25 protein-coding genes and 2 tRNA genes are annotated in these 23,120 nt (G+C 69.5%); 22 read left to right on the plus strand and 5 right to left on the minus strand.

Translation table 11 applies throughout. The features are described 5' to 3' along the window. Window positions 1–4: 4 nt before the first annotated feature. The 19 genes from JCO01S_RS00510 to JCO01S_RS00595 all read left to right on the plus strand — a co-directional run bounded on the left by JCO01S_RS00510 (window position 5) and on the right by JCO01S_RS00595 (window position 17,120). Window positions 5–460 carry a hypothetical protein gene (locus tag JCO01S_RS00510; protein ID WP_068249369.1) on the plus strand — a complete coding sequence of 152 codons (456 nt, stop codon included), beginning with the start codon at window positions 5–7 and terminating at the stop codon, window positions 458–460. 36 nt (window positions 461–496) lie between these two features. Beyond that, window positions 497–1,507 (plus strand): ferritin family protein, encoded by a 1,011-nt coding sequence (locus tag JCO01S_RS00515; protein WP_084342515.1) that lies wholly within the window; start codon window positions 497–499, stop codon window positions 1,505–1,507. A 13-nt stretch (window positions 1,508–1,520) separates the two neighbouring features. Next, window positions 1,521–1,817 carry an MmoB/DmpM family protein gene (locus JCO01S_RS00520; protein WP_068249371.1) on the plus strand — a complete coding sequence of 99 codons (297 nt, stop codon included), beginning with the start codon at window positions 1,521–1,523 and terminating at the stop codon, window positions 1,815–1,817. Between the two features lie 69 nt (window positions 1,818–1,886). Beyond that, the gene (locus tag JCO01S_RS00525; RefSeq protein ID WP_068249373.1) at window positions 1,887–3,458 is read left to right on the plus strand and encodes a YHS domain-containing protein; all 1,572 of its coding nucleotides are present in this window, start codon (window positions 1,887–1,889) and stop codon (window positions 3,456–3,458) included. Window position 3,459: 1 nt separating this feature from the next. Next, window positions 3,460–3,786, plus strand: coding sequence for a phenol hydroxylase subunit P4 (locus tag JCO01S_RS00530; RefSeq protein ID WP_068249374.1), 327 nt, complete (start codon window positions 3,460–3,462; stop codon window positions 3,784–3,786). A gap of 32 nt (window positions 3,787–3,818) precedes the next feature. Further along, window positions 3,819–4,931 carry an NADH:ubiquinone reductase (Na(+)-transporting) subunit F gene (locus JCO01S_RS00535; protein ID WP_068249376.1) on the plus strand — a complete coding sequence of 371 codons (1,113 nt, stop codon included), beginning with the start codon at window positions 3,819–3,821 and terminating at the stop codon, window positions 4,929–4,931. A gap of 67 nt (window positions 4,932–4,998) precedes the next feature. Continuing rightward, entirely contained in the window at window positions 4,999–5,835 is an 837-nt protein-coding gene (locus JCO01S_RS00540) for an IclR family transcriptional regulator (RefSeq protein WP_068249378.1), read from the plus strand. Window positions 5,836–5,915: 80 nt separating this feature from the next. Further along, a complete protein-coding gene (locus JCO01S_RS00545; protein WP_068249380.1) occupies window positions 5,916–6,752 on the plus strand; it encodes a 2-keto-4-pentenoate hydratase in 837 nt (278 codons plus the stop codon). Further along, window positions 6,749–7,534 (plus strand): 2-keto-4-pentenoate hydratase, encoded by a 786-nt coding sequence (locus JCO01S_RS00550; RefSeq protein ID WP_068249382.1) that lies wholly within the window; start codon window positions 6,749–6,751, stop codon window positions 7,532–7,534. Before JCO01S_RS00545 ends, JCO01S_RS00550 begins: the two co-directional genes overlap by 4 nt. Window position 7,535: 1 nt before the next feature. Next, window positions 7,536–7,763, plus strand: a complete 228-nt coding sequence (locus JCO01S_RS00555) for a tautomerase family protein (protein WP_068249384.1) — start codon at window positions 7,536–7,538, stop codon at window positions 7,761–7,763. Further along, window positions 7,760–9,217 carry an aldehyde dehydrogenase gene (locus JCO01S_RS00560; protein WP_068249386.1) on the plus strand — a complete coding sequence of 486 codons (1,458 nt, stop codon included), beginning with the start codon at window positions 7,760–7,762 and terminating at the stop codon, window positions 9,215–9,217. Before JCO01S_RS00555 ends, JCO01S_RS00560 begins: the two co-directional genes overlap by 4 nt. A 116-nt stretch (window positions 9,218–9,333) precedes the next feature. Beyond that, window positions 9,334–10,260, plus strand: a complete 927-nt coding sequence (locus JCO01S_RS00565) for a hypothetical protein (RefSeq protein WP_068249387.1) — start codon at window positions 9,334–9,336, stop codon at window positions 10,258–10,260. A 1-nt stretch (window position 10,261) separates the two neighbouring features. Further along, window positions 10,262–11,152, plus strand: a complete 891-nt coding sequence (locus tag JCO01S_RS00570; RefSeq protein ID WP_084342516.1) for a hypothetical protein — start codon at window positions 10,262–10,264, stop codon at window positions 11,150–11,152. Window positions 11,153–11,356: 204 nt separating this feature from the next. Continuing rightward, a complete protein-coding gene (gyrB, locus tag JCO01S_RS00575) occupies window positions 11,357–13,441 on the plus strand; it encodes a DNA topoisomerase (ATP-hydrolyzing) subunit B (RefSeq protein WP_068249391.1) in 2,085 nt (694 codons plus the stop codon). A 111-nt stretch (window positions 13,442–13,552) separates the two neighbouring features. Next, window positions 13,553–16,120, plus strand: a complete 2,568-nt coding sequence (gyrA, locus tag JCO01S_RS00580; RefSeq protein WP_068249393.1) for a DNA gyrase subunit A — start codon at window positions 13,553–13,555, stop codon at window positions 16,118–16,120. Then, the gene (locus JCO01S_RS00585) at window positions 16,117–16,587 is read left to right on the plus strand and encodes a DUF3566 domain-containing protein (protein WP_245634289.1); all 471 of its coding nucleotides are present in this window, start codon (window positions 16,117–16,119) and stop codon (window positions 16,585–16,587) included. Before gyrA ends, JCO01S_RS00585 begins: the two co-directional genes overlap by 4 nt. Before the next feature lie 179 nt (window positions 16,588–16,766). Continuing rightward, window positions 16,767–16,844, plus strand: a tRNA-Ile gene (locus JCO01S_RS00590). Window positions 16,845–16,863: 19 nt separating this feature from the next. Continuing rightward, window positions 16,864–17,034 carry a DLW-39 family protein gene (locus JCO01S_RS15595; RefSeq protein ID WP_157074422.1) on the plus strand — a complete coding sequence of 57 codons (171 nt, stop codon included), beginning with the start codon at window positions 16,864–16,866 and terminating at the stop codon, window positions 17,032–17,034. A 13-nt stretch (window positions 17,035–17,047) separates the two neighbouring features. Continuing rightward, window positions 17,048–17,120, plus strand: a tRNA-Ala gene (locus JCO01S_RS00595). A gap of 370 nt (window positions 17,121–17,490) precedes the next feature. Here JCO01S_RS00595 and JCO01S_RS16155 read toward each other — a convergent pair. The 4 genes from JCO01S_RS16155 to JCO01S_RS00610 all read right to left on the minus strand — a co-directional run bounded on the left by JCO01S_RS16155 (window position 17,491) and on the right by JCO01S_RS00610 (window position 19,974). Then, window positions 17,491–17,670, minus strand: a complete 180-nt coding sequence (locus JCO01S_RS16155; RefSeq protein WP_245634290.1) for a hypothetical protein — start codon at window positions 17,668–17,670, stop codon at window positions 17,491–17,493. Continuing rightward, on the minus strand, window positions 17,667–18,926 hold the full coding sequence (locus JCO01S_RS00600) for an MFS transporter (RefSeq protein ID WP_245634291.1): 1,260 nt from the start codon (window positions 18,924–18,926) through the stop codon (window positions 17,667–17,669). The genes JCO01S_RS16155 and JCO01S_RS00600 overlap by 4 nt, the downstream gene beginning before the upstream one ends. Window positions 18,927–19,134: 208 nt before the next feature. Further along, entirely contained in the window at window positions 19,135–19,488 is a 354-nt protein-coding gene (locus JCO01S_RS00605; protein WP_068249395.1) for an MmcQ/YjbR family DNA-binding protein, read from the minus strand. A gap of 36 nt (window positions 19,489–19,524) precedes the next feature. Continuing rightward, a complete protein-coding gene (locus JCO01S_RS00610) occupies window positions 19,525–19,974 on the minus strand; it encodes a MarR family winged helix-turn-helix transcriptional regulator (protein WP_068249397.1) in 450 nt (149 codons plus the stop codon). Here JCO01S_RS00610 and JCO01S_RS16045 point away from each other — a divergent pair. Both JCO01S_RS16045 and JCO01S_RS16050 read left to right on the plus strand, forming a co-directional pair. Then, window positions 19,973–20,509, plus strand: coding sequence for an MFS transporter (locus JCO01S_RS16045; protein ID WP_218002193.1), 537 nt, complete (start codon window positions 19,973–19,975; stop codon window positions 20,507–20,509). The two genes, JCO01S_RS00610 and JCO01S_RS16045, sit on opposite strands and share 2 nt — an antisense overlap. A gap of 138 nt (window positions 20,510–20,647) precedes the next feature. Continuing rightward, window positions 20,648–21,364, plus strand: coding sequence for an MFS transporter (locus tag JCO01S_RS16050; protein ID WP_068249402.1), 717 nt, complete (start codon window positions 20,648–20,650; stop codon window positions 21,362–21,364). Between the two features lie 123 nt (window positions 21,365–21,487). Here JCO01S_RS16050 and JCO01S_RS00625 read toward each other — a convergent pair whose 3' ends face one another. Continuing rightward, a complete protein-coding gene (locus JCO01S_RS00625) occupies window positions 21,488–22,480 on the minus strand; it encodes a hypothetical protein (RefSeq protein WP_068249404.1) in 993 nt (330 codons plus the stop codon). 114 nt (window positions 22,481–22,594) lie between these two features. Between JCO01S_RS00625 and JCO01S_RS00630 the strand changes: the two genes are divergently transcribed. Next, entirely contained in the window at window positions 22,595–23,116 is a 522-nt protein-coding gene (locus JCO01S_RS00630; protein ID WP_068249606.1) for a peptidylprolyl isomerase, read from the plus strand. The last annotated feature ends 4 nt before the right edge of the window (window positions 23,117–23,120 follow it).

The raw sequence follows: 23,120 nt of genomic DNA on the forward strand, positions 1-23,120 counted from the left end.
CGCGATGACGCCCTTCATGACGCGGGTGGCCGAGTTCGTCGGCACGCCCGAGCAGGACGACGTGCCGCAGGTGGCACCACGCGGCACGACGGTGCCCGACACCCGGATCAGCCGGCGCGTGGCCACCGGGACCGGAGCCGACCGTCACGTGGCGCTGCGCTCCCTGGCCGAGCAGTACGTCTGCGAGGCCAATGCCGTCCTCGGCGCCTCCCGGGCGCACCTGGACCTCGTGGACGAGCCGCTCCCCCACGAGCTCGCCTTCACCGTGACCTACAAGGAGCAGGGTGCCCGCTGCTCGACCACCTTCGAGGACGGTCGGGCCTTCGGGCGACTCGTCGGGAGCTTCTTCGAGGACGAGGAGAGCCGGGAGCTCGAGGGCCCCGACGCCCTCCCCGACCTGCTGGTCCGCCTCATGGAGGCCGGCGTCGACGCCCCCGAGCCGACGACGTCCGGCAACTAGACCCCCTTCGCCGACCGAACGACAGGAGATCCTCCCGTGCAGTACGAACTCAAGACCCAGGTGATCGAGCCGCAGCGCTCGACCTTCACCCACCTGAGCAACCGGTACGGCGACAAGCCGGCCTCCCGCTACCTGGAGGGCAGCGTCGGCGTCCAGCCGCGCGAGCACTTCCACTACCGCCCGACATGGGACCCGGAGCACGAGCTCTACGACGAGGACTACAGCGTCTTCAAGCTCACCGACCCGTACTCCTACCTCGACCCGCGCCAGTACTACTACGCGCCGTACGTGACGAATCGGTCCACCCTGCACGAGGCCTTCGCCACGAGCCTGGCCTACATCGAGCAGCGGGGCCTGCTCGGGCGACTCCCCCGGGAGTGGCGCGACGTCGTGGCCGAGCTCGTGCTGCCGCTGCGCCACTACGAGAGCGGTGGCCAGCTGACCCTGTGCGGGATGGCTCGTTTCGCCTACGGCTCCACCGTCACCCAGGCGGCCGCCTACTCGGCCTTCGACCGCGTCGGCAACGCCCAGGTGCTCAGCCGGGTCGGGATCGCCCTCGGCGAGCAGACCACCTCGCTGCTCGACGCCGCCAAGGACCACTGGCTGGAGGACGCCTCACTGCAGGGGCTGCGCAAGCTCAGTGAGGAGACCATCTGCGAGAAGGACTGGGGCATCGCCCTCATCCGGCTCGACGCCACCGACCAGCTGCTCTACGACCTGCTCTGGAGCCACCTGGACGACATGGCCGTCACCCTCGGCGCACCCGCCTACTCCCTGGTCTCGCAGCACCTGTCCGAGTGGTTCCTCGACAACCGCAAGTGGATCGACGCGCTCTACAAGGCCTGGCGTGAGGACGAGGAGCTGGCCGAGACCAACGCCGGCCTCCTCGAGGAGCACGGCGCGGCGGCCGTCCGGGCGGCACTCGGTGCGGTGACCCCCTTCGCCGAGCGGGTCGACGAGCTCATCGACGCCGGCGCCGTGGACCGGGTCACCGCCCGGGCCGAGGAGCTGAAGTCCGTGTACGCCCCCGCCCCCGCAGGGGCCTGAGGAAGGTAGCGCCATGACCGAGCAGACCGAGAAGAGCACGCGTGACGTCGGAGTGATCCTCCAGGAGTCCGAGGACAACCGGCCGATCATCGAGGCGATCGAGCAGGACAACCCGAACTGCAGCATCGGGCACACCCCGGGACTGGTGCGGATCACCGCGCCCGGCCAGATCACCATCCAGCAGGAGACGGTCGAGGAGAAGCTCGGCCGCGAGTGGGAGACCCACGAGTTCCAGATGTCGATCGTCTCCTACTTCGGGAACATCCAGGAGTGGGACGACGACGAGATCGTCATCGCCTGGGACCACTGACCACCCTTCGAGGCTCGCTTGCTTCGCAAGCTCGCACCTCAGGGACCACGACCACCACAGGAGACAGACATGACTCTCGCACCCGAGAAGAAGACCAAGAAGACCAAGAAGCTGTCGATGAAGGCCCGGTACGAGGCGCTCACGCGAGGCCTGGACTGGGAGCCGAGCTACGTCGACAAGGACGAGATGTTCCCCCACCTGGACTACGAGGGCATCAAGATCCACGACTGGGCGGCCTGGGAGGACCCCTTCCGACTGACGATCGACGCCTACTGCAAGTACCAGGCGGAGAAGGACAAGCGGCTCTACGCCGTCCTGGACGGCTTCGCGCAGGGCCAGGGGCACCTGAGCCTGACCGACGCCAGCTACCTGAACGCGATGAAGATCTTCCTCCAGGGCGTGACGCCGCTGGAGTACGCGGCCCACCGCCACTTCGCCTACCTCGCGCGCCACTTCGCCGGGCCCGGCCCGCGGTTCGCCGCGCTGTGCCAGTCGATCGACGAGATCCGGCACATGCAGACCGAGATCCACACGCTGAGCAACTACAACAAGCTGTACTCGGGCATGCACAACTGGCCCGAGGAGTTCGACCGGGTCTGGTACCTCTCGGTGCCCAAGAGCTTCTTCGAGGACGCGGCCTCGGCAGGGCCGTTCGAGTTCCTCATCGCGGTCGGGTTCTCCTTCGAGTACCTGCTGACCAACCTGCTCTTCGTGCCCTTCATGTCCGGCTCGTCCTTCAACGGCGACCTGCCCACGATGACCTTCGGCTTCTCCGCGCAGTCGGACGAGTCCCGGCACATGACCCTGGGCCTCGAGGCGATCAAGTTCCTCCTCGAGCAGGACGAGGACAACGTCGAGATCGTCCAGGGCTGGATCGACAAGTGGTTCTGGCGCTCCTACCGCGTCACGGCCCTCGTCGCGCAGATGCTGGACTACATGCTCCCGCGCAAGGTGATGAGCTGGAAGGAGTCCTTCGAGCTCTACTTCGAGGAGCAGATGCTCGGCGGCCTCTTCGAGGACCTCGCCTTCTACGGCATCAAGCCGCCGCGCCACGTCGAGGACGCCATCGCGGAGAAGGAGCTGCTCTCCCACCAGGTGTACTGGACCTTCTACCAGTACTCCTTCGCAGCCAGCTTCACCACGAGCATGCCGAACGAGGAGCACCAGAAGTGGCTCGCCGAGTCCTACCCGGACACCTTCGAGAAGTACTACAAGCCGCTGTGGGACAAGGAGGCCAAGAACCTCGAGAACGGTGGCCGGCACTTCGCCACGGGTCTGCCGCAGCTGTGCCAGGTCTGCCAGGTGCCGATGCTCTTCACCGAGCCCGGTGACCCGACCACCTTCTGCCAGCGCGAGTCCGAGTACCAGGGGGAGCTCTTCCACACCTGCTCCAACGGGTGCCAGTGGATCTTCGAGCGCGAGCCGGAGAAGTACGTCCAGGCGTGGCTGCCGGTGCACCAGATCCTCGCCGGCAACTGCGGCGGACCGAGCGTGCCCGAGGTCCTGGACTGGTACGGCCTGCAGGACGGCGACTCCGGGGAGTACCTCGGGTCCCGTGACCACGAGAACTGGGTGGCGTGGCAGGGCGAGGCCGCTGCCGACACCGCCGCCCCGAGCAACGAGACGAAGGCAGGTGCCTGACATGGCTGTCAAGAGCCTTGGCGACTACACGTTCCCCTCCCGCTCCGCGCAGGAGAACTACGGCGAGGACCAGCTGGTCACCGTCCTCGTCGAGGACACGATGTGGTTCTGCTCGCCGGTGATGTTCCGCGCGCCGCGGGCGATGACCTGGGCGGACTTCCGCGACCAGGTGTTCCGGCCCTTCATCGAGGGGGATCCGGACCACGACCCGTCCGCGCCGCGGGCCTGGACCCTCCACGGTGAGGTCTTCGAGCCGCGCGACGACCAGACGCTGACCGAGCTCGGTGTCCGGCACAAGGACGTCATCCGCACCCGCGTGGCCGCCTGACCCGCCCCCTTCGCCCCGCCAGGAGTATCACCATGAGCACGTACACCGTCACCGTCGAGCCGGTCGGCCGCGAGGTCGAGTGCGACGAGGACCAGACCATCCTCGAAGCCTGTCTGCGCGCGGGGGTCTGGCTGCCGCACAGCTGCACCCACGGCACCTGCGCGACCTGCAAGCTGGACAAGCTCGAGGGCGATGTCGACCTCGGCGAGGCGAGCAGCTTCGCGCTCATGGACTTCGAGCGGGACGACGACAAGATCCTCGCCTGCTGCGCGAAGCCGCAGTCGGACGTCACGATCGAGGCCGACCTCGACGTGGACGAGGACATGGAGGTCCACCCGGTCCAGGACTTCACCGGCACGGTGGCGCTCCTGGAGGACATCGCGCAGGACACCAAGCGTCTCGTCGTCGAGCTGGACCGGGAGATCGGCTTCAACGCCGGGCAGTACATGAAGTTCACCGTCCCGGCGACGGAGAAGGACGGGGAGGGCCTCGAGGAGGTGGACCGCACCTGGTCGATCGCCTCCCCGCCCGGGGAGGCGACCCGGCTGGAGTTCCACATCCGCAACGTGCCCGGCGGGCGCGGCACCGACGGGTGGGTCTTCGCCGGACTGGCCGAAGGGGACCAGGTGCGTCTCTCCGGCCCCTACGGCCGGTTCGTCCTCAAGACGACCGACGACAAGCACGCCATCCTCGTCGGCGGCGGGACCGGTGTCGCCCCGCTGAAGTCGATGGTGCGCCACGCCCTCGAGGCGGGTGAGTACGAGGGCGAGATCACCCTCTACGCCGGTGGCCGGACCCGGGCCCACCTCTACGACGTCGCCGCCTTCCGGGCCCTCGAGGAGGAGCATGAGGACCAGTTCACCTACCGGCCCTGCCTGTCCGAGGAGACCGCCGAGCAGGTGTCCGCGGACGGGGAGGACCCGGACGGCTACGCCTACGGCCTCGTGACCGAGGTCATCGAGGAGGACCACGCCCGCCTCGGGGGGTGCCGCGGCTACCTGTGCGGCCCCCCGCCGATGGTCGATGCGGCCCTGAAGACGATGATGGGTCGTCGTCTCTTCCCCAGGGACATCCTCCGGGAGGACTTCTTCGACGAGTCGGACAAGAACAGCGGCGGCCTGAAGTCTCCCCTGATCAAGCGGTGACCCGCGCTTGTGCCGCCCGATGAAGCGGCAGACAATGTGACCCACGAGGCTTCAGGAGGACGGTGCGATGACGGCGATGCGGGAGTCCGGTGCCCGCCCCCACGGGGGCGCTCACGGTGGAGCATGGATCGCCTCCACCCCCAAGCGGGTCTCCCCCGGACGTGACGTCGGCGGGCTGCGCTCGGTGGGCACGGCACTGGACGTGCTCGAGTGCTTCGCCACCGACTCCGCACTCGGGGTCTCCGACATCGCCCGTCGTGTCGGCGTGGCCAAGTCGACCGCCCACCGGGTGCTGACGACGCTGGCCAGTCGGGGGTTCATCGAGCAGGACGAGGAGACCGGCCTCTACAGCCTCGGCCTGCACCTCTACGAGCTCGGCACGTTGTCACTGGCCCGCAACCAGCTGCGGCACGCCGCGCTGCCGACGCTGCGGATGATGGCCCACCAGACCGGCCTGACGGTCAACCTCGGTGTCGCCGACGGCGCGGACGTCGTCTTCATCGAGCGCATCGAGGCCCAGGACTCGGTGCGCTTCCTCGGCCACAGCGGCCGGCGGCTGCCCGCCCACACCACGAGCTCCGGCAAGGCGATCGCCGCCTTCGACGAACAGCTGGACCAGGAGCGCCGGATCGCCGGCTTCCCGCCACGGGCGCGGGAGACGATCCGCCGCGAGGAGGACTGGGACGCCGAGCTGCGGTGGGTGCGCAGCAACGGCCACGCCCGCACCCGGGACGCCAGCTACGACGGCAGCGCCTCGGTCGCGGTCCCCATCCGCCACCAAGGAGCGGTCCTGGGCTCGGTCTCCTTCTTCGGTCCCGGAGAGGTCATCAACCCCCGGATCGGCAAGCTCCTGCCGATGCTCGTGGCCGGCGCCGCGCGCATCTCGCGGGACTACCGCGCCTGAGCAAGCAGGCGCTCCCGGGTCGTTCCATACCGCGGAACGCCCGGGTCCCGGGCCGTGGTGCAGGCCATAGCGTGACGGGCATGGACGAGACCAGGGCCGTGAGCGACCTGCTGGAGGCCTACCGCACGAGGACACCCATCCCCCCGCTGACCGAGACCCACGGCCCGGTCCCGATGGAGCAGGCCTACGAGATCCAGCTCTCGCAGGTCCGCAGCTGGGTGGGCGACGGACGCACCGTCATCGGTCACAAGGTCGGCCTGACCTCCGTGGCGATGCAGCGGCAGCTGGGCGTGGACCGGCCTGACTTCGGTCACCTCATGGACGACTTCGCGCACCTGGAGCACCAGCCGATCCCCCTGGAGAGCTACCTCCAGCCGCGGATCGAGCCGGAGATCGCCTTCGTCCTCGGCAAGCCCCTCCAGGGCCCCGGGGTCACCGTCGCCCAGGCCATCGACGCCGTCGACTACGTCCTGCCGGCCCTGGAGATCGTCGACAGCCGCATCGCGGACTGGAAGATCACCATCGGCGACACCATCGCGGACAACGCCAGCTCCGGAGGCTTCGTCCTCGGCTCCACCCCCACCCCGCTGGACGCGCTCGACCTGCGCCTCCTCGGCTGTGTGCTCAGCCGCAACTCCCAGATCGTGGGGACCGGCGCGGGCGGTGCGGTGCTCGGCTCGCCGCTGACCAGCCTCGTGTGGCTCGCCAACACCGTCGGCGTCCTCGGCACCCGGCTCGAGGCCGGCCACGTCGTCCTGCCGGGCTCGGTGACCAGCATGGTCCCGGTCGCCCCGGGGGACGTCTTCACCGCGACCTTCGCCGGTCTCGGCAGCGTCACGGCGCTGTTCGCCAACCAAGACTCCGCCAAGCAAGGACAGGGAAGCACGATGAAGCGCACCCCGGGAGCCACCCGATGACCGCCTGGGACGTCGAGTCGGTCGCCACCGAGCTGCTCGCCTGCGAGGACGAGCGCCGCGACCGTGTGAAGTTCACCGACGAGTGGCCGGGGCTGGACGTCGCCACCGGCTACGAGGTCCAGGACCTGACCCTGCAGCGTCGGCTCGCCCGCGGCGAGGAGCTGGTCGGCATCAAGCTCGGCCTCACCTCCCGGGCCAAGCAGCAGCGGATGGGGGTGGAGACCCCCTTCGTCGCCTGGCTCACGGACGCGATGGTCCTGCCCGCCGGTGACCCGATCCCGCAGGAGAAGCTGATCCACCCGCGCGTCGAGCCGGAGCTCGTCTTCGTCATGGGTGAGCGGCTCGAGGGCCCGGGCGTCACGGCTGCGCAGGCGATGGCCGCCGTCGACCACGTCCTCGGCGGCGCCGAGGTCATCGACAGCCGGTACAAGGACTTCAAGTTCGCCGCCGGTGACGTCATCGCCGACAACGCCAGCTCCGGTGCCTACGTCACCGGACCGGTCGCCCTCCCCCCGAGCGAGCTCGACCTCTCCCTCGAGGCGGTGCTCGTCGAGGTCGACGGCCACGTCGTCGACTCCGCGACCGGCGCCGCCGTGCAGGGCCACCCCGCCGAGGCGCTGGCGCTCGCGGCCAACGACCTGGCCACGCGCGGCCACGCGATCGAGCCCGGCTGGATCGTGCTGACCGGGGGGATGACCGACGCCTACTTCGCCACCCCGGGCACGTCGATCTCCTGCCACTTCACCAACCTCGGGTCCGTGCGCATCAACGGGGGCGAGTGAGGTGCCCGTCGTCCAGGTCACCCTCACCGAGGGCCGCTCGCCGGAGACCATCCGCACGATGATCTCCGCGGTGACCCAGGCCGTCGTCGACGCCGGCGTCGCCCCGAAGGCCAACGTCCGGGTCCTCGTCAACGAGATCCCCACCGAGCACTTCGCCGCCGGGGACACCACCATCGCGGAGCGGCACGCTGCCGCAGCGGACAACGAGAGCAAGGAGGGTCGGGCATGAGCACCCAGTTCTTCGGCCACGTCATCGGAGGCGAAGAGGTCGAGTCCCTCGACGGGAAGCGCTTCGACGTCTACAACCCGTGGACCCAGGAGGTCTTCGCGCAGGCCGCCGAGGGCAGCGCCGAGGATGCCGAGCGGGCCGTCGCCAGCGCCCGGAAGGCCTTCGACGAGGGGCCCTGGCCCCGGATGACCCGTCCCGAGCGGGCCACGGCGATCCACCGCCTCGCCGACCTCATGGAGGAGCGGATCGAGGAGCTGGCCACCCTCGACACGACGAACATGGGCAAGCCCTACGCCCAGGCGAAGCACGACGTCGGCCGCTCCGTGGCCAACTTCCGCTTCTTCGCCGACCACCAGCGCGACCACACCGGCGAGGTCTACCCGATGCCCTCGGGCCACCACACCTACAGCGAGTTCGGCCCCGTCGGCGTCGTCGGCGCGATCTCGCCGTGGAACTTCCCGCTGATGATGGCCTCGTGGAAGATCGCTCCGGCCATCGCCTGGGGCAACACGTGCATCATCAAGCCGAGCGAGGACACCCCCGCCTCGGTGACGCTGCTCGGCCGGTTGGCGCTCGAGGCCGGCTTCCCGCCCGGCGTCCTCAACGTCCTCAACGGCCACGGCGCCCCGGCCGGCTCGACGCTCACCGCCGACGACCGCGTCGACCGGGTCACCTTCACCGGCTCCTCGACGACGGGCAAGACGGTCATGGCCTCGGCTGCCTCGCACCTGGCCCCGGTCTCCCTCGAGCTCGGGGGCAAGGGCGCCAACATCGTCTTCGACGACGCCGACATCGACAATGCCGTCCACTGGGCGGTCGAGGCGATCTTCCGCAACTCGGGCCAGATCTGCCTCGCCGGCTCTCGCCTCTTCGTCCAGGACGGTATCTACGACGAGTTCATGGAGCGCTTCAAGGCGGCCGCCGAGGCGCTGACGATCGGCGACCCCTTCGACCCCGAGGTCACGTTCTCCGTCCTCTCCTCCAAGAAGCACTTCGACAAGGTCTCGAGCTACCTGGAGGGCATCGAGGAGCAGGGCGGCACGGTCCTCACCGGGGGCCCGGACGAGGAGGGGCGCTGGCTCGTCAAGCCGACGATCCTCACCGGCTTGCCGCTGGACTCGCCGCAGTACCGCGACGAGATCTTCGGGCCGGTCTGCGTCGTCAACCGCTTCGAGACCGAGGCGGAGGCCGTGCACCTGGCCAACGACACCCGCTACGGGCTGAACGCGATGCTCTTCACGGAGAACCTCTCCCGGGCCCACCGCGTCTCCTCGAACCTGCGGGCCGGCACCGTCTGGGTCAACTGCTTCTTCATCCGCGACCTGCGCACCCCCTTCGGCGGGGTCGGCGACTCCGGCGTGGGGCGCGAAGGGGGCGACTTCAGTCGAGAGTTCTTCACCGAGCCCAAGGCCGTGGTCATGCAGATCGATCGGGAGGTCCCCGGGGCGAAGTGACCCGGCCGGGTCACCCCGTCTTCGTTGCACGATTGTGACCTGCTCGGAGCGCTGTGGCATCGTGGATCGATGCTTCCACGAGTGGGGCACGCCATCGAAGCACCGAGGAGATCCCAGTGAACCGACCGGAGAGCCAGCGTGGGGGAGACGCCTTCGACGCCTTCTTCGGCGACCCTTCGGGTGAGCACCCGGAATCCGAGGAGGAGCCCACCCAGGAGGTCTGGGTCGGTCGCGGCGTAGCGGGGCAGTCCACCCAGGAGGAGGCCCTGCCCGAGTCCTGGTGGTCGGGTGCCGCCGGCTCGGGCGCCGCGGGAGCCGCGACGAGCGCCACCTGGACCACCTCCGGTGGCCCCGTCCCCGCCGCGGCACCGTCGCGTCGGGTCTCGGCCGCCGGTCTCGTGGCGCTGCTGCTCGGCGGGGTTCTGCTCGGCGGCGCGGGTGTCGCGGGCGCGATGAACCTCTTCTCCGGAGGCGGCGGCGATCCCACCGCGGCCCCGAGCACCGCGACGAGCACGCAGGAGCCGACCGCGAGCGGCCCCTCCTCCAGCTCCTCCAGCTCCAGCAGCTCAGAGGAGAGCAGCACGGACGCCGACGAGGACTCCGCCACCACCGAGGAGACGACGGAGTCGACGCCCGAGGAGACCACGGAGTCCACCACCGAGAGCACCTCGACGACGAGCGAGGAGAGCGAGCCCAGCTCCTCGAGCACGACCGAGGAGCCGAGCACCACCTCGACCTCGTCCTCGAGCACCCCCTCGAGCACGGAGTCGGACACGGTGGCCGCCGAGCGCAGCGGTGAGCTCCCCCGGGGCGTGAGCGCGTGCGGCGGCGAGGCCGGCGGAGTGAAGGCCGGCTCGGCCACCGCGCTGACCAGCTGCCCCTTCGCGACGGCGGTCCGCGATGCCTACGTCGCCTCCGGCGGCAGCGCGAGCAGCCTCAGGGTCCGTAGCCCCGTGACCGACCGCAGCTACACGATGAACTGCTCCGGCGGGTCGGTGACCACCTGCACCGGTGGGAACAACGCGGTCGTCGTCCTCTACTGACGTGCGGGTCCGGACCGGGATCGTCGCCCTCTGCGTGCTGCTCGCCGGCTGCTCGGGCGGCGGCGGGCAGAGCGGGGAGTCCGCGACCGACACCGCGACGTCGACCGGGCACTCCCGTGGCGCGTCCCCGGCCCCGACCACCGGCGCGGAGGGAGACCGCTTCCCCAGCACCACGGACCCGCTGCCGAGCGACCTGACCCGGGACCTGCGCCGGGTGCTCGATCGGCACGAGGAGCTCGAGGCCTCGGTGTCGGTCGTCCCCGTGGGCGGGGACGAACCACGGACCGTCGGCGAGGCACCGACCCTGGTCGCCTGGTCGACGATCAAGGTGCCCCTGGCGCTGGCGATCGAGCGGGCGGGGCTGGGCGAGAAGGCCGCCGCGGACGTCGAGGCCGCGATCACGGCATCCGACAACGAGGCCGCGGCCGACCTCTGGGAGCGCCTCGGCTCGGGCCGGAAGGCCTCGGACGCGACCGAGGCGCAGCTGCGCCGTGGCGGGGACACCCGCACCGAGGTCCCGCCCGAGGTCACCGCGCCGGGGTTCTCCCCCTTCGGCCAGTCGCGGTGGAGGCTGGCGGACCAGGCGACCTTCACCGCCTCCCTCCCCTGCCTCGCCGGATCGACCACGGTGACCTCCGCGATGAGCCGGGTGCTGCCGGGCCAGAGCTGGGGCCTGGGCACGATCGAAGGGGCCCGCTTCAAGGGCGGCTGGGGGCCCACCCCGGAGGGGTACGTCGTCCGCCAGCTCGGGATCGTCCCCGGCACGAAGGGGGACACCGCGATCGCCCTGCAGGTCCGGGGCGGCGACCACGCGGCGGACACCGCCGTGGCCGACGAGCTCGCGGTCGTGCTCCGGGAGCATTCCGGGCAGCTTCCGACCGGATCCTGCTGAGCGCCGCGGAGAGCGTCTCGGAGACCGCTCGTGTACCGGGAGTCGTCGAGGGGCCCTTGCTGCGGCGAGAACCGCGTCCACGGGCCGGGAAAATGCGCGTTTTCCGGCCCGGGAGAGGTAGAATCGACGGGTTGAGGCCGCGTGCTTCGCCCTTGGGGCAGAGCCGCGGCGATCCGTGTCAGCGCACCAGCTCAGAGGAGCACCGTGGCAGAGCATCCGTTGCCGTCCGAGAATCCGTCGACCCCGGACCCCGGCGGCACCGATGTCGCCTACGACGCCAGTGCGATCACCGTGCTCGAGGGCCTCGAGGCGGTCCGCAAGCGCCCCGGCATGTACATCGGCTCCACCGGCGAGCGCGGTCTGCACCACCTCGTGTGGGAGATCGTCGACAACGCCGTGGACGAGGCGATGGCGGGCTACGCCGACACCATCGACGTCACCCTCATGGACGACGGCGGGGTGCGGGTCAAGGACAACGGGCGTGGCATCCCGACCGACATCCACGAGGCCGAGGGCGTCTCCGCCGTCGAGCTCGTGCTCACCCAGCTGCACGCGGGCGGGAAGTTCGGGGGCGGCGGCTACAAGGTCTCCGGCGGTCTGCACGGCGTCGGCTCCTCCGTCGTCAACGCCCTCTCCTCCCGCATGGACGTGTGCGTGCGGCAGAAGGGCCACGCCCACCGGATGACCTTCGAGGACGGGGCGGCCACCGGCCCCCTCCGCGAGGAGGAGGAGGCGGACACCACCGGGACCACGATCACCTTCTGGGCCAACGACGACATCTTCGACACGACGGTCTACGACTACGAGATCATCCGGGCCCGCTTCCAGCAGATGGCCTTCCTCAACAAGGGACTGACCATCAACCTCGTCGACGAGCGGGTCGAGCAGCCCACCGAGATCGAGCGCGATGAGGACCTCGACGAGGTCGACGCCGACATCACCGACGTCGTCGACTCCGAGGAGCGCGGCTCCGCCCCGAAGAAGGCCCGGCGCGTCTCCTACCGCTACGACAACGGTCTCGTGGACTACGTCGGTCACCTCGTCGGCTCCAAGAGCGCCGAGCCGGTGAACAACGAGATCATCGACATGGAGACCGAGGACGTCGAGCGCGAGCTCTCCCTCGAGATCGCGATGCAGTGGACCACCGCCTACAGCGAGTCGGTCCACACCTATGCCAACGCGATCAACACCCACGAGGGCGGTACCCACGAGGAGGGCTTCCGCGCCGCGCTGACCAAGCTCGTCAACGACTTCGCCCGGCGCCAGTCCATGCTCAAGGACAAGGACGACAACCTCACCGGCGACGACATCCGTGAGGGCCTGACCGCCGTGATCTCGGTGAAGATCGGCGAGCCGCAGTTCGAGGGCCAGACCAAGACCAAGCTCGGCAACTCCGAGGTCAAGACCTTCGTCCAGCGGGCGATGACCGACGAGTTCGGCCACTGGCTGGAGACCCACCCGAGCGAGGGCAAGGACATCGTGCGCAAGGCCATCCAGGCCTCCGCGGCGCGGATGGCCGCCCGCAAGGCCCGCGAGGCCACCCGGCGCAAGGGGCTGCTCGAGTCCGGCGGGCTGCCGGGCAAGCTCTCGGACTGCCAGAGCAAGGACCCGACGGTCTCCGAGGTCTTCATCGTCGAGGGTGACTCCGCCGGCGGCTCGGCCAAGGCCGGCCGCAACCCGGAGAACCAGGCGATCCTGCCGATCCGCGGCAAGATCCTCAACGTCGAGAAGGCACGGATCGACAAGATCCTGGCCAACATGGAGGTCCAGGCGCTGATCTCGGCCTTCGGCACCGGCATCGCCGAGGACTTCGACATCACCAAGGCGCGGTACCACAAGATCGTGCTCATGGCCGACGCCGACGTCGACGGGATGCACATCCGTACGCTGCTGCTGACGCTGCTCTTCCGCTTCATGAAGCCGCTCATCGAGGCGGGGTACGTCTACCTCGCCCAGCCGCCCCTCTACCGGCTCAAGTGGTCCAACCACGACCACCAGTTCGCCTTCACCGACCGCGAGCGCGACGCCCTCCTGGCCGAGGGGCAGGCGAAGGGGTGGCGGCTGCCGAAGGACAACGCCGTCCAGCGCTACAAGGGCCTCGGCGAGATGAACTACCAGGAGCTGTGGGAGACGACGATGAACCCCGACAGCCGGGTGCTGCTCCAGGTGACCCTGGACGACGCGGCCGCCGCCGACGAGATCTTCTCCGTGCTCATGGGTGAGGACGTCGAGTCCCGGCGCACCTTCATCCAGAAGAACGCCCGCGACGTGCGCTTCCTCGACATCTAGTACCGGGGCCACGCCCCTCCCGGAGACCCCGAGAACACGTCCTCCCCCCGAGAGCGCCGACCAGGCCCACTCACTCCCCCTTCGGCCACGACCCCGAGGTGACCCCACCACATGACCGACATCCCCACCACGCCGGAGACCGATCGCTCCGAGCCGATCGACCTCAACGCGGAGATGCAGCGCAGCTACATCGAGTACGCGATGAGCGTCATCGTCTCCCGCGCCCTGCCGGACGTGCGCGACGGCCTCAAGCCGGTGCACCGCCGCATCGTCTACGCGATGTACGACGGCGGGTACCGTCCCGACCGCGGCTACAACAAGTGCTCCCGCGTCGTCGGCGACGTCATGGGCCAGTACCACCCGCACGGTGACACCGCGATCTACGACGCCATGGTCCGCCTCGTGCAGCCGTGGTCGATGCGCTACCCGCTCATCGACGGGCAGGGCAACTTCGGCTCCGCCGGCAACGACGGCGCCGCCGCCCCGCGGTACACCGAGTGCAAGATGGCGCCGCTGTCCCTGGAGCTGGTGCGCGACATTGACCAGGAGACGGTCGACTTCGTCCCGAACTACGACGGCAAGACGATGCAGCCGGACGTGCTGCCGGCCCGCTTCCCGAACCTGCTGGCCAACGGCTCCGCCGGCATCGCGGTGGGCATGGCCACCCAGATCCCGCCGCACAACCTGCGTGAGGTCGCCGACGCCGCGCAGTGGATGCTGGACCACCCGGAGGCGCCCCGCGAGGAGGCGATCGAGGCGGTCATGGCGCGGATCAAGGGCCCGGACTTCCCCACCGGCGCCTACATCATGGGGCAGCGCGGGATCAACGACGCCTACCGCACCGGCCGGGGCTCGATCATCATGCGGGCCGTCGTCGAGGTCGAGGAGATCCAGGGGCGCACCTGCCTGGTCGTCACCGAGCTGCCCTACCAGGTCAACCCGGACACCCTCGCCCAGAAGATCGCCCAGATGACCAAGGAGGGGCGCATCTCGGGCATCGCCGACCTGCGCGACGAGAGCTCCGGGCGCACCGGGCAGCGCCTCGTCATCGTCCTCAAGCGGGACGCCGTGGCCAAGGTGGTGCTGAACAACCTCTACAAGCACACCCAGCTGCAGACGACCTTCGGCGCGAACATGCTGGCCCTCGTCGACGGGGTGCCGCGGACGCTGCCGATCTCGGCCTTCATCCGGCACTGGGTGGAGCACCAGATCGACGTCATCATCCGGCGCACCGAGTACCGGCTGCGCAAGGACGAGGCCGCGATCCACATCCTGCGTGGCTACCTCAAGGCGCTCGACGTCCTCGACGAGGTCATCGCCCTCATCCGTCGGTCCCCGACGGTCGAGGAGGCCCGCGACGGGCTGATCCAGCTGCTCGACATCGACGAGGTGCAGGCGACCGCGATCCTCAACCTCCAGTTGCGGCGGCTGGCCGCCCTGGAGCGGCAGAAGATCATCGACGAGCACGACGAGATCGAGGCCCGGATCGTCGACTACAAGGACATCCTGGCCCGGCCGGAACGGCAGCGGCAGATCGTCAAGGACGAGCTCGCCGAGATCGTGGACCGCTACGGCGACGACCGGCGCACCCTGATCCAGCCCTATGAGGGCGATGTCGCGATCGAGGACCTCATCCCCGAGGAGGACGTGGTCGTCACGATCACCCGTGGCGGCTATGCCAAGCGGACCCGGGTGGACGAGTACCGCGCGCAGAAGCGCGGGGGCAAGGGGGTGCGTGGTGCCACCCTCCGGGGCGAGGACGTCGTGCGCAACTTCTTCACCACGACCTCCCACCACTGGCTGCTCTTCTTCACCAACATGGGCCGGGTCTACCGGATCAAGGCCTACGAGCTCCCGGAGGCGGCGCGTGACGGCAAGGGCCAGCACGTGGCGAACCTGCTGGCCTTCCAGCCCGGCGAGGAGATCGCCTCGGTCTACGCGATCCGTGACTACGAGGTCCAGCCCTACCTCGTCCTCGCGACCAAGCACGGCCTCGTGAAGAAGACCCGCCTCAGCGAGTACGACTCCCCCCGCAGCGGCGGTCTCATCGCGATCAAGTTGCGCGACGGTGATGAGCTCGTCGGCGCCGGCCTGGTGGCGGCCGAGGACGATCTGCTGCTCGTCTCGCGCAACGCGATGTCGGTGCGCTTCCACGCCGACGACGGGCAGCTGCGGCCGATGGGCCGCTCGACGAGCGGCGTCACCGGGATGAAGTTCCGCGACGAGGACTCGCTGCTGGCGCTCAACGTCATCCCCGAAGGGAGCGACCCGGACGTCTTCGCCGTCTTCGAGAACGGCGTGGCCAAGCGGACCGCCGCCTCGGAGTGGACCCCGAAGAACCGCGGCGGCATCGGCGTCGTGGCGGCCAACGGGCACAAGGGCGGTCAACTCGTCGGAGCGCTCGTCGTCGACGAGGAGGACCAGGTCATGGTCGTCATGGAGAAGGGCAACATCGTCCGTTCCGCGGTGAGCGAGGTGCACCGCACCGGCCGCAACACCCAAGGCGTGTCCTTCGCCAAGCCGCGCAAGAACGACGCCATCGTCGCGGTGGCACGCAACGTCGACCGCGGCGTTGCGGAGGACGAGCAGATTGACGATGTACCGTCGGATCCCGAGAGCGGCGTGACGTCGTCGGATGACGCTGATCAGGGGCAGGCCCCCGGAGGTGACCAGGAGTGAGCTCGACAGGAGACACCGCCGTGCGCACGAGCACGGGGGCCGCGGAGGCGAAGCGACCCCCCAAGGTCGCGGCCGCAGCCAGTCGCCCGGTGCCCCGCACGGGTCGCCGCGTGAAGCTGATGGTCTCGCGGGTGGACCCCTTCTCCGTGATGAAGGTCGGGTTCCTCGTGTCCGTGGCCATGGGCATCGCGATGGTCGTCATGACCGCGGTGCTGTGGGCCCTGATGTCGGCCATGGGCGTCTTCGGGTCGCTCAACGACCTCGCGACCTCGATCATCGGCGAGGACTCGGGCCAGTCCTTCGACGTCATGGACTTCATGGGCTTCGGTCGGGTGCTCTCCCTCTCGATCGTCATCGCGGTCATCGACGTCTTCCTCATCACCGCGATCGCGACGCTCGGGGCCTTCCTGTACAACATCGTCGCCAGCCTCGTCGGGGGCGTGCACCTCACGCTCACCGACGACTGACGGCCCCCGCCGCCGTTCCCTGAGGTGCGACGAAGGAGCCGCGAAGGGTGGTTCCTGAGGTGCGACGAAGGAGCCGCGAAGGGTGGTTCCTGAGGTGCGACGAAGGAGCCTCGAAGGGTCGTTTTGGTGACGCAGTCGAGTCTGGGGTAATCTCGGGCGTCGCGTCACCGACGCGAGAAGGGCCTATAGCTCAGCACGGTTAGAGCGCTTCCCTGATAAGGAAGAGGTCCCTGGTTCAAGTCCAGGTAGGCCCACCACTGTGAAGACGGGAGGGACATGAAGAAGCTCCTCGCGGTCCTCGCCGCCGCGGTCGGTGCGGTGTACGCCAAGCGCCGGTACGACCAGCAGCAGTCCGAGAAGGACCTCTACGCCGCGACCTCCCGCCTCACCCGCTCCGCACCACAGGGTCGCGGAGCCTGGGCGGCCGCCTCGGACCGCCCGTCCTGATCCACCAGCCCTCGGGGGCGTGGCGCAATTGGTAGCGCATCTGCTTTGCAAGCAGAGGGTTGTCGGTTCGAGTCCGATCGCCTCCACCGAGTGAAGGGGCCGGCCCGCAGGAGCGGGTCGGCCCTCCGTCGTGGGCCACGTCCGCACGTTTGCGCAGGTCAGAGGTGCTGTACGGATCCTGCATCGACTCCCGCTCGTCACATGGCGCGATGTCGCTCTGCATCGTGCTGGTAGCAGAACCCAGGTGCTCCTTGTGCACCTTCCTGACCGCGCGGCCTCCCGCACCGTGACGTCGACTACTGGGAGAGCAAGGGCAGGTTGTACTTCCCCGACGAGGAGCGCGCCCTACTCGATCTCCGGGGGTCCTTGACCAACCACTGCGGATCGCTTGCGCCTCTGGTGGCCACGATGGACGAGCTCGTCAGCGGTGTCGACGGAGCGTGGCAGCGCTGCTGGCTATGAGGTCTTCGCGACCTCGGGCCGTTGCGCAGCGTGAGCGTCGTCGTTCACTCGTCGGCTCAGTGTCCGCGTAGCGAGCACGGCGGCGGCCAGCAGGATGCCCGCGCCGACGACCAGAGCCGTGCTGTAGCCGTCGATGACCGTCGGTGCGCTCATCGTCTCGGATGCGGAGGTCACAGTCGCGGCGACACCTGCCAACACAGCCAGCCGAGGGCGACCCCAATCTGTTGGGCGGAGTTGAGCAGAGCTGAGGCGATGCCTGCCGTGTCGGCATCGACCCGGTAGACAGCGGCCTGGGTCAGGGCCATCACCCCGAACCCGAACCCGAGGGCGACGACGAGGAATCCGGGCGCGATGAACAGCCAGCCGCCCTCGGAGGAGATCGCCCATGCGATCCACAGAGCGCCCGCGGTGCTCAACAGTCCACCCGCGGTAGTGACCAGCCTGGGGGAGCGCTTGAGCAGGAGGTTCGGTGCCGAGCCCGCGCCGAGGATGATGCCCACGGCGAACGGCAGCATGGACAGGCCCGTGACCAGCGGTGAGTACTCCTGTACCTGCTGCAGGTAGAGCGTGACGATGTAGAGGATCCCCATCGGACCAATGGCCAGGCCGAGCATCGTCAGGTAGGCACCGGCGCGATTGCGATCCTTGAACAGACCGAGCGGCACCAGCGGTGTCTGGCTGCGGCGCTGAATCAGTGTGAAGGAGACGAGCAGCACGGCCGCGAGCGCGATCAGACCGTAGGCGATGGGGTCGGTGAGACCATCCTCGCCGAGTCTGGTGACCGCGTACACCAGCGAGACCATGCCTGCGGTGCCCAGGGCTCCGACGAGAAGGCCCAGGCGTCCTGTGCCTTGGGCCGGCGGCACGAGCGTGCGGCTGCCCCACAGCACGAGTAGTCCGATCGGGACGTTGATGAAGAAGACCCACCGCCAGTTCAGTGCGTCGGTGAGGAAGCCACCGAGGACCAGGCCGACGACGATGCCGATCCCCGACATCGCGCCGTAGAGCGACAGCGCCGTGTCCCGGGTCCTTCGATCCTTGAACGTCGTGGCGATGAGCGCCAGCACATTGGGCGCCGTCATGGCCGCCCCGATGCCCTGGGCGGCGCGGGCGGCGATGAGCATCTGCGCGCTCTGGCCGAGTCCGCCGGCCAGCGACCCCAGGGCGAAGACGGCGAGGCCGACCTGGAGGGCCCGCTTGCGTCCCCACAGGTCACCGACCCTGCCACCGAGCAGCAGCAGCGAGCCGAACGCCAAGATGTAGCCATTGACGATCCACGGCAGGTGGACAGGGTCGACCCCCAGTTGTGACTGAATGCTGGGTAGGGCGATGTTCACGATCGAGTCGTCGAGCACGATCATCAGTTGTGCCGTGGCGATCACGAGCAGGGGTACGAGCCCGCCGCTGGGCTGCGTCTTCGTCGATGGCATCCGTCGTCCTTGTTCTCCGTGCGTGTGGCGACGCGGAGCGCCGGCCGCCGGTACGCGCATGAACCGTATACCCCTAGGGGGTATTCCCGACAGGCGGAGGAGAACGATGACCTTCATGTGCCCTGGAGACCGGTTCACAGCCGATCGCGTGCCCGGGCGCGCGATCAGGCTTCAACCACTGCGGGCTCGGCAACCCACCTGCCACTGATCACGCGGGGCGGTACTTCTTCGGCAGCCGCTCGAGGACCATCGCGTAGGAGTCCTCGATCGCCTCGAGCAGCTCCTGTCGCGAGATGGCGCCGCCGATCGACAGCGTGTTCCACCCGCTGCGGCCGATGTAGGGCATGGCCGAGGCGTCGTCGGGATAGCGATCGAGCCACTCGTCGGCCTCCTCGCGCGTCGTCGCGGCCTTGACCCCGACGGAGGTCTCGTGGAAGAAGACGAAGATCTTCCCCTTCGCCTCCGGCCCGACCTTGGCAACGAGGTCCCCCTCCCACGGCTCGTCCCGCCAGGCGCCGGGCAGGGAGAGCGCGTGCTCGCGCAGGTCGTCAGCGATACCCATACCCGCAGACTGGCACGGCCGTGGCCGCATCGGGAGTCACGGCCCGATCTCGTCCGCGGCCTCACCGAAGGCCTCGACATAGGCCGACAGGTGAGCGAGGAAGGTCTCCCGATGCTCCGGCGGGACCGCGTCGAGCGCCCGCTGGTGGACCTTGAGCTGCCGGTCCAGGTCGGTGCGGAAACGCCGGCGCCCTTCGCCCGTGATCTCGAGCAGCCAGGCGGAGTGCCCCTCCTCCCGGAACCGGCGGATCACCCCGGATTCCAGGGCAGCGTGCACCTGCCGGTTGACCGTGGACTGCTCCAGACCGAGCTCGTCGGCCACCTGTCGAAGGGTGCGTGCCCGCCCGTCCCGCAGTAGCCACAGCAGCCGCCCGTCGGCGACCTTGAGCTCCAACCCCGCCTCGACGCCGCGGCGGGCGCGTTCCCAGTACGCCGAGATGCGCACGGCGGTCCAGGCGGGCCCGGCCTCGGGCGTGAGGGAGGTCATGTGGGATCGCCATTCGTGCAGCCTGAGCGGCGCGCTCATGCAGTCCCTCGTCATCCCGATCCAGAGCGAGCTGCCCCGGCTCCTCGAGACCGATCCCGGCAACGCCTCGTGGGCCGTGACCGCCACGCTCCTGGCCGGTGCGGTGACGATGCCGGTCACCGGACGCCTCGCCGACATGTACGGCAAGAAGCGGGTGCTCGTCGTCTCCGCGGCGAACCTCGCCCTTGGCTCGGCACTCGCGGCGCTGGGAGGTGGGCTCGCCCTCTTCCTCGTCGGCCGGGTGCTCCAGGGCGTCGCGATGGGCCACATCCCGGTCGCGATCAGCATGGTCCGCGAGATCGCACCGCCGGAGCGCAAGGCGGGCGCGGTCGCCGCGGTGAGCGCCACGATGGGTGTCGGCGGTGCGATCGGCCTGCCGCTGGCGGCCTGGATCGCCGAGGAGTTCTCCTGGCACGACCTCTTCTGGTTCTCCGCCGCGCTCGCCGTCGTCGTCCTCGCGACGACCTGGGTCGTCGTACCCGCCGTCCATGACTAACACCCCTCCCACATCGACGTCCCGGGCATCATCCGGCTCGCCCTGGGTCTCTCGGCCGCACTCATCGGAGTCAGCAAGGGCTCGGAGTGGGGCTGGGACTCCGGCAGGACCGTCGGCAGCATCGTCGGCGGCCTGCTCGTGCTCCTGGTGTGGGGCTGGTACCAGCTACGTCACCACGACCCGCTCATCGACCTGCGGACCTCCGCCCGGCGTCCGGTGCTCATGACCAACGTCGCGGCGCTGCTCATCGGCTTCGGGATGATGGCCCAGATGATCGTCGTGCCCCAGCTGCTCGAGATGCCCGAGGCCACCGGCTTCGGGTTGGGCCAGACGGTCCTCGAGGCCGACCTGTGGATGGCGCCGGGCGGTCTGATGATGATGGTCTTCGCGCCCGTCTCCAGTCGCCTCATCAACGGTGTCGGCGCCAAGATCACCCTGCTGATCGGTGCGCTCGTGCTCGGCGTCGGTTATCTCGTGGCCCTGATGCTGATGAGTGCCCCGTGGGAGCTCATGGTCGCCACGCTCGTCGCCAGCGCCGGTGTCGGCATCGGCTACGCCGCGATGCCGACCCTCATCCTCGACAACGTCCCGGGTGAGGAGTCCGGCGCCGCCGTCGGCCTGAACAGCCTGATGCGTGCGGTCGGCACGACGATCGCCGGCGCCGTCATGGCAGCGATCCTCACCAGCCGGACGGTCACCCTCGGCGGCCACATCATCCCCGAGGAAAGCGCCTTCCGGATCTGCTTCCTCGTCGGTGCTGCGGCCGCCCTCGTCGGCGGCCTGGTGTGCCTGCTCATTCCCCGCCAGCAGGTGCTCACGGCCGCGGAGGAGGACCCGGTCCGCGTCACGGCCTGAGATACGAACGAAGGGGGCCGGACCGCACGCGCTGCGGTCCGGCCCCCTTCGTCCTTCGAGGTTCGCCCGCTGGGCGGGCTCACACCGCCCACGCGGAGCGTGGGGCCGAGGATCCGTTCGTGGTCAGGCCTGGCCGGAGCCCTCTTCGTCACCGAGGTGCTCGGTGGACAGGTCATCGGGGCTGTCCACGTGGCCGGTCGTCGAGGGGACGGAGGAGCTGTCGGCCCAGTCCCGAGCGGAGCTCCACGCGTCGCCGGTGGACTCGGTGCCCTCGCCCGCCGCGGCGTCGGTCTGCGGGGTGTCGGCCACACTGCCGGTGGCAGCGGCACCCGATGCAGCCCCACCGCTCGCGGCGGTGGTGTCGGCAGTGGCGGTGCCGGTCGCCGGGACCGAGGAGTCGCGGCCGGTGGTCGGGGCCTGGTAGGGGTCCCCGGCGGGCACGGCCCACGGGTCCTTCTTCGGGCGGGACTTGCTCTTGGCGATCCACGCTGCCGCGCCACCGACGACGAGCGCGAGCAGCAGGAGGCCGAGCTTGCCGCGCTTCTTCTTCGGCTTGGCGGCCTGCTCACCGCGGGCGGCGGCGAGGACGGCCTTGGGGTCCTGCTCGGAGCGCCAGGCGGCGGCCACCTCGGGGGCGCGCACGGCGGCCTCGTCGGCGGCCCTGCGGCCCGCGGCGGCCAGACCGCTCGCGGTCTCCTGCGCCCGCGGGAGGACGTCCTCGCGGAAGCCCTGAGCGGCGACCTCGGCGGTCTTGCGGGCCTGCTCCCGGGCGGCGGAGAGGTCGGCCTTGGCGTCCTTCTTCACACCCTTGGCGTCCTTCTTGGCGCCCTTGACGGTCTTGCGGGCCTGCTTGCGCTTCTTCTTCGCGTCCTTGGTGGCCTGCTTGCGCGCGTCCTTGGCCTGCTCCCGCAGATCGTTCGCGCGGGCGGTGGCCTGCTCGCGGACGGCGCCGGCCTGCTCGGTGGCGGAGGATTGCAGCGCCTGCGCCCGGTCACTGCCGACCACCGCCTGCTCCGCCAGCTTGTCGATCATCAGATGGACCTTGTCCGTGGCGGCCTCAGCCGTCTCGTGGGCGCGCACGCGCCCGTCCTCGACCTTGTGGTTCGTCTGCAACACATTCCTCCTGCGCTGGGTGAATTGTTCCCATCCTGCCCCCAATGGGCCCTCAACCCAACCGCAGAGGAGGACGCGGTGGCAAGATTCACGCCCGCTCTGATTAGCATGGCGCCCATGAAGGCGATCCTGCACACGAACCACGGCGACATCAACGTCGAGCTCTTCCCCAACCAGGCACCGACGACCGTCGAGAACTTCGCCGGTCTGGCAACTGGTGAGAAGGAGTACCACGACGACGCCGGCCGCACCAACCCGACCAAGTTCTACGACGGTCTGGGCTTCCACCGGATCATCCCGGGCTTCATGATCCAGGGCGGCTGCCCGCTGGGTCAGGGCACCGGCGGTCCCGGCTACGCCTTCGACGACGAGATCCACCCGGACCTGCAGTTCTCCAAGCCCTACCTGCTCGCGATGGCCAACGCCGGCAAGCAGATGGGCCGCGGGACCAACGGCTCGCAGTTCTTCATCACCGTCGGCGAGACCCCGTGGCTGAACGGCAAGCACACGATCTTCGGCGAGGTCGCCGACGGCGCCAGCCGTGAGGTGGTCGACAAGGTCTCCGCCGTCCCGACGGGCGCCATGGACAAGCCGGTCGAGCCCGTGACCATCGAGTCCGTCGAGATCGTCAAGGACTGAGCGC

It is taken from the genome of Janibacter corallicola NBRC 107790, assembly GCF_001570965.1.
GTDB lineage: Bacteria > Actinomycetota > Actinomycetes > Actinomycetales > Dermatophilaceae > Janibacter > Janibacter corallicola.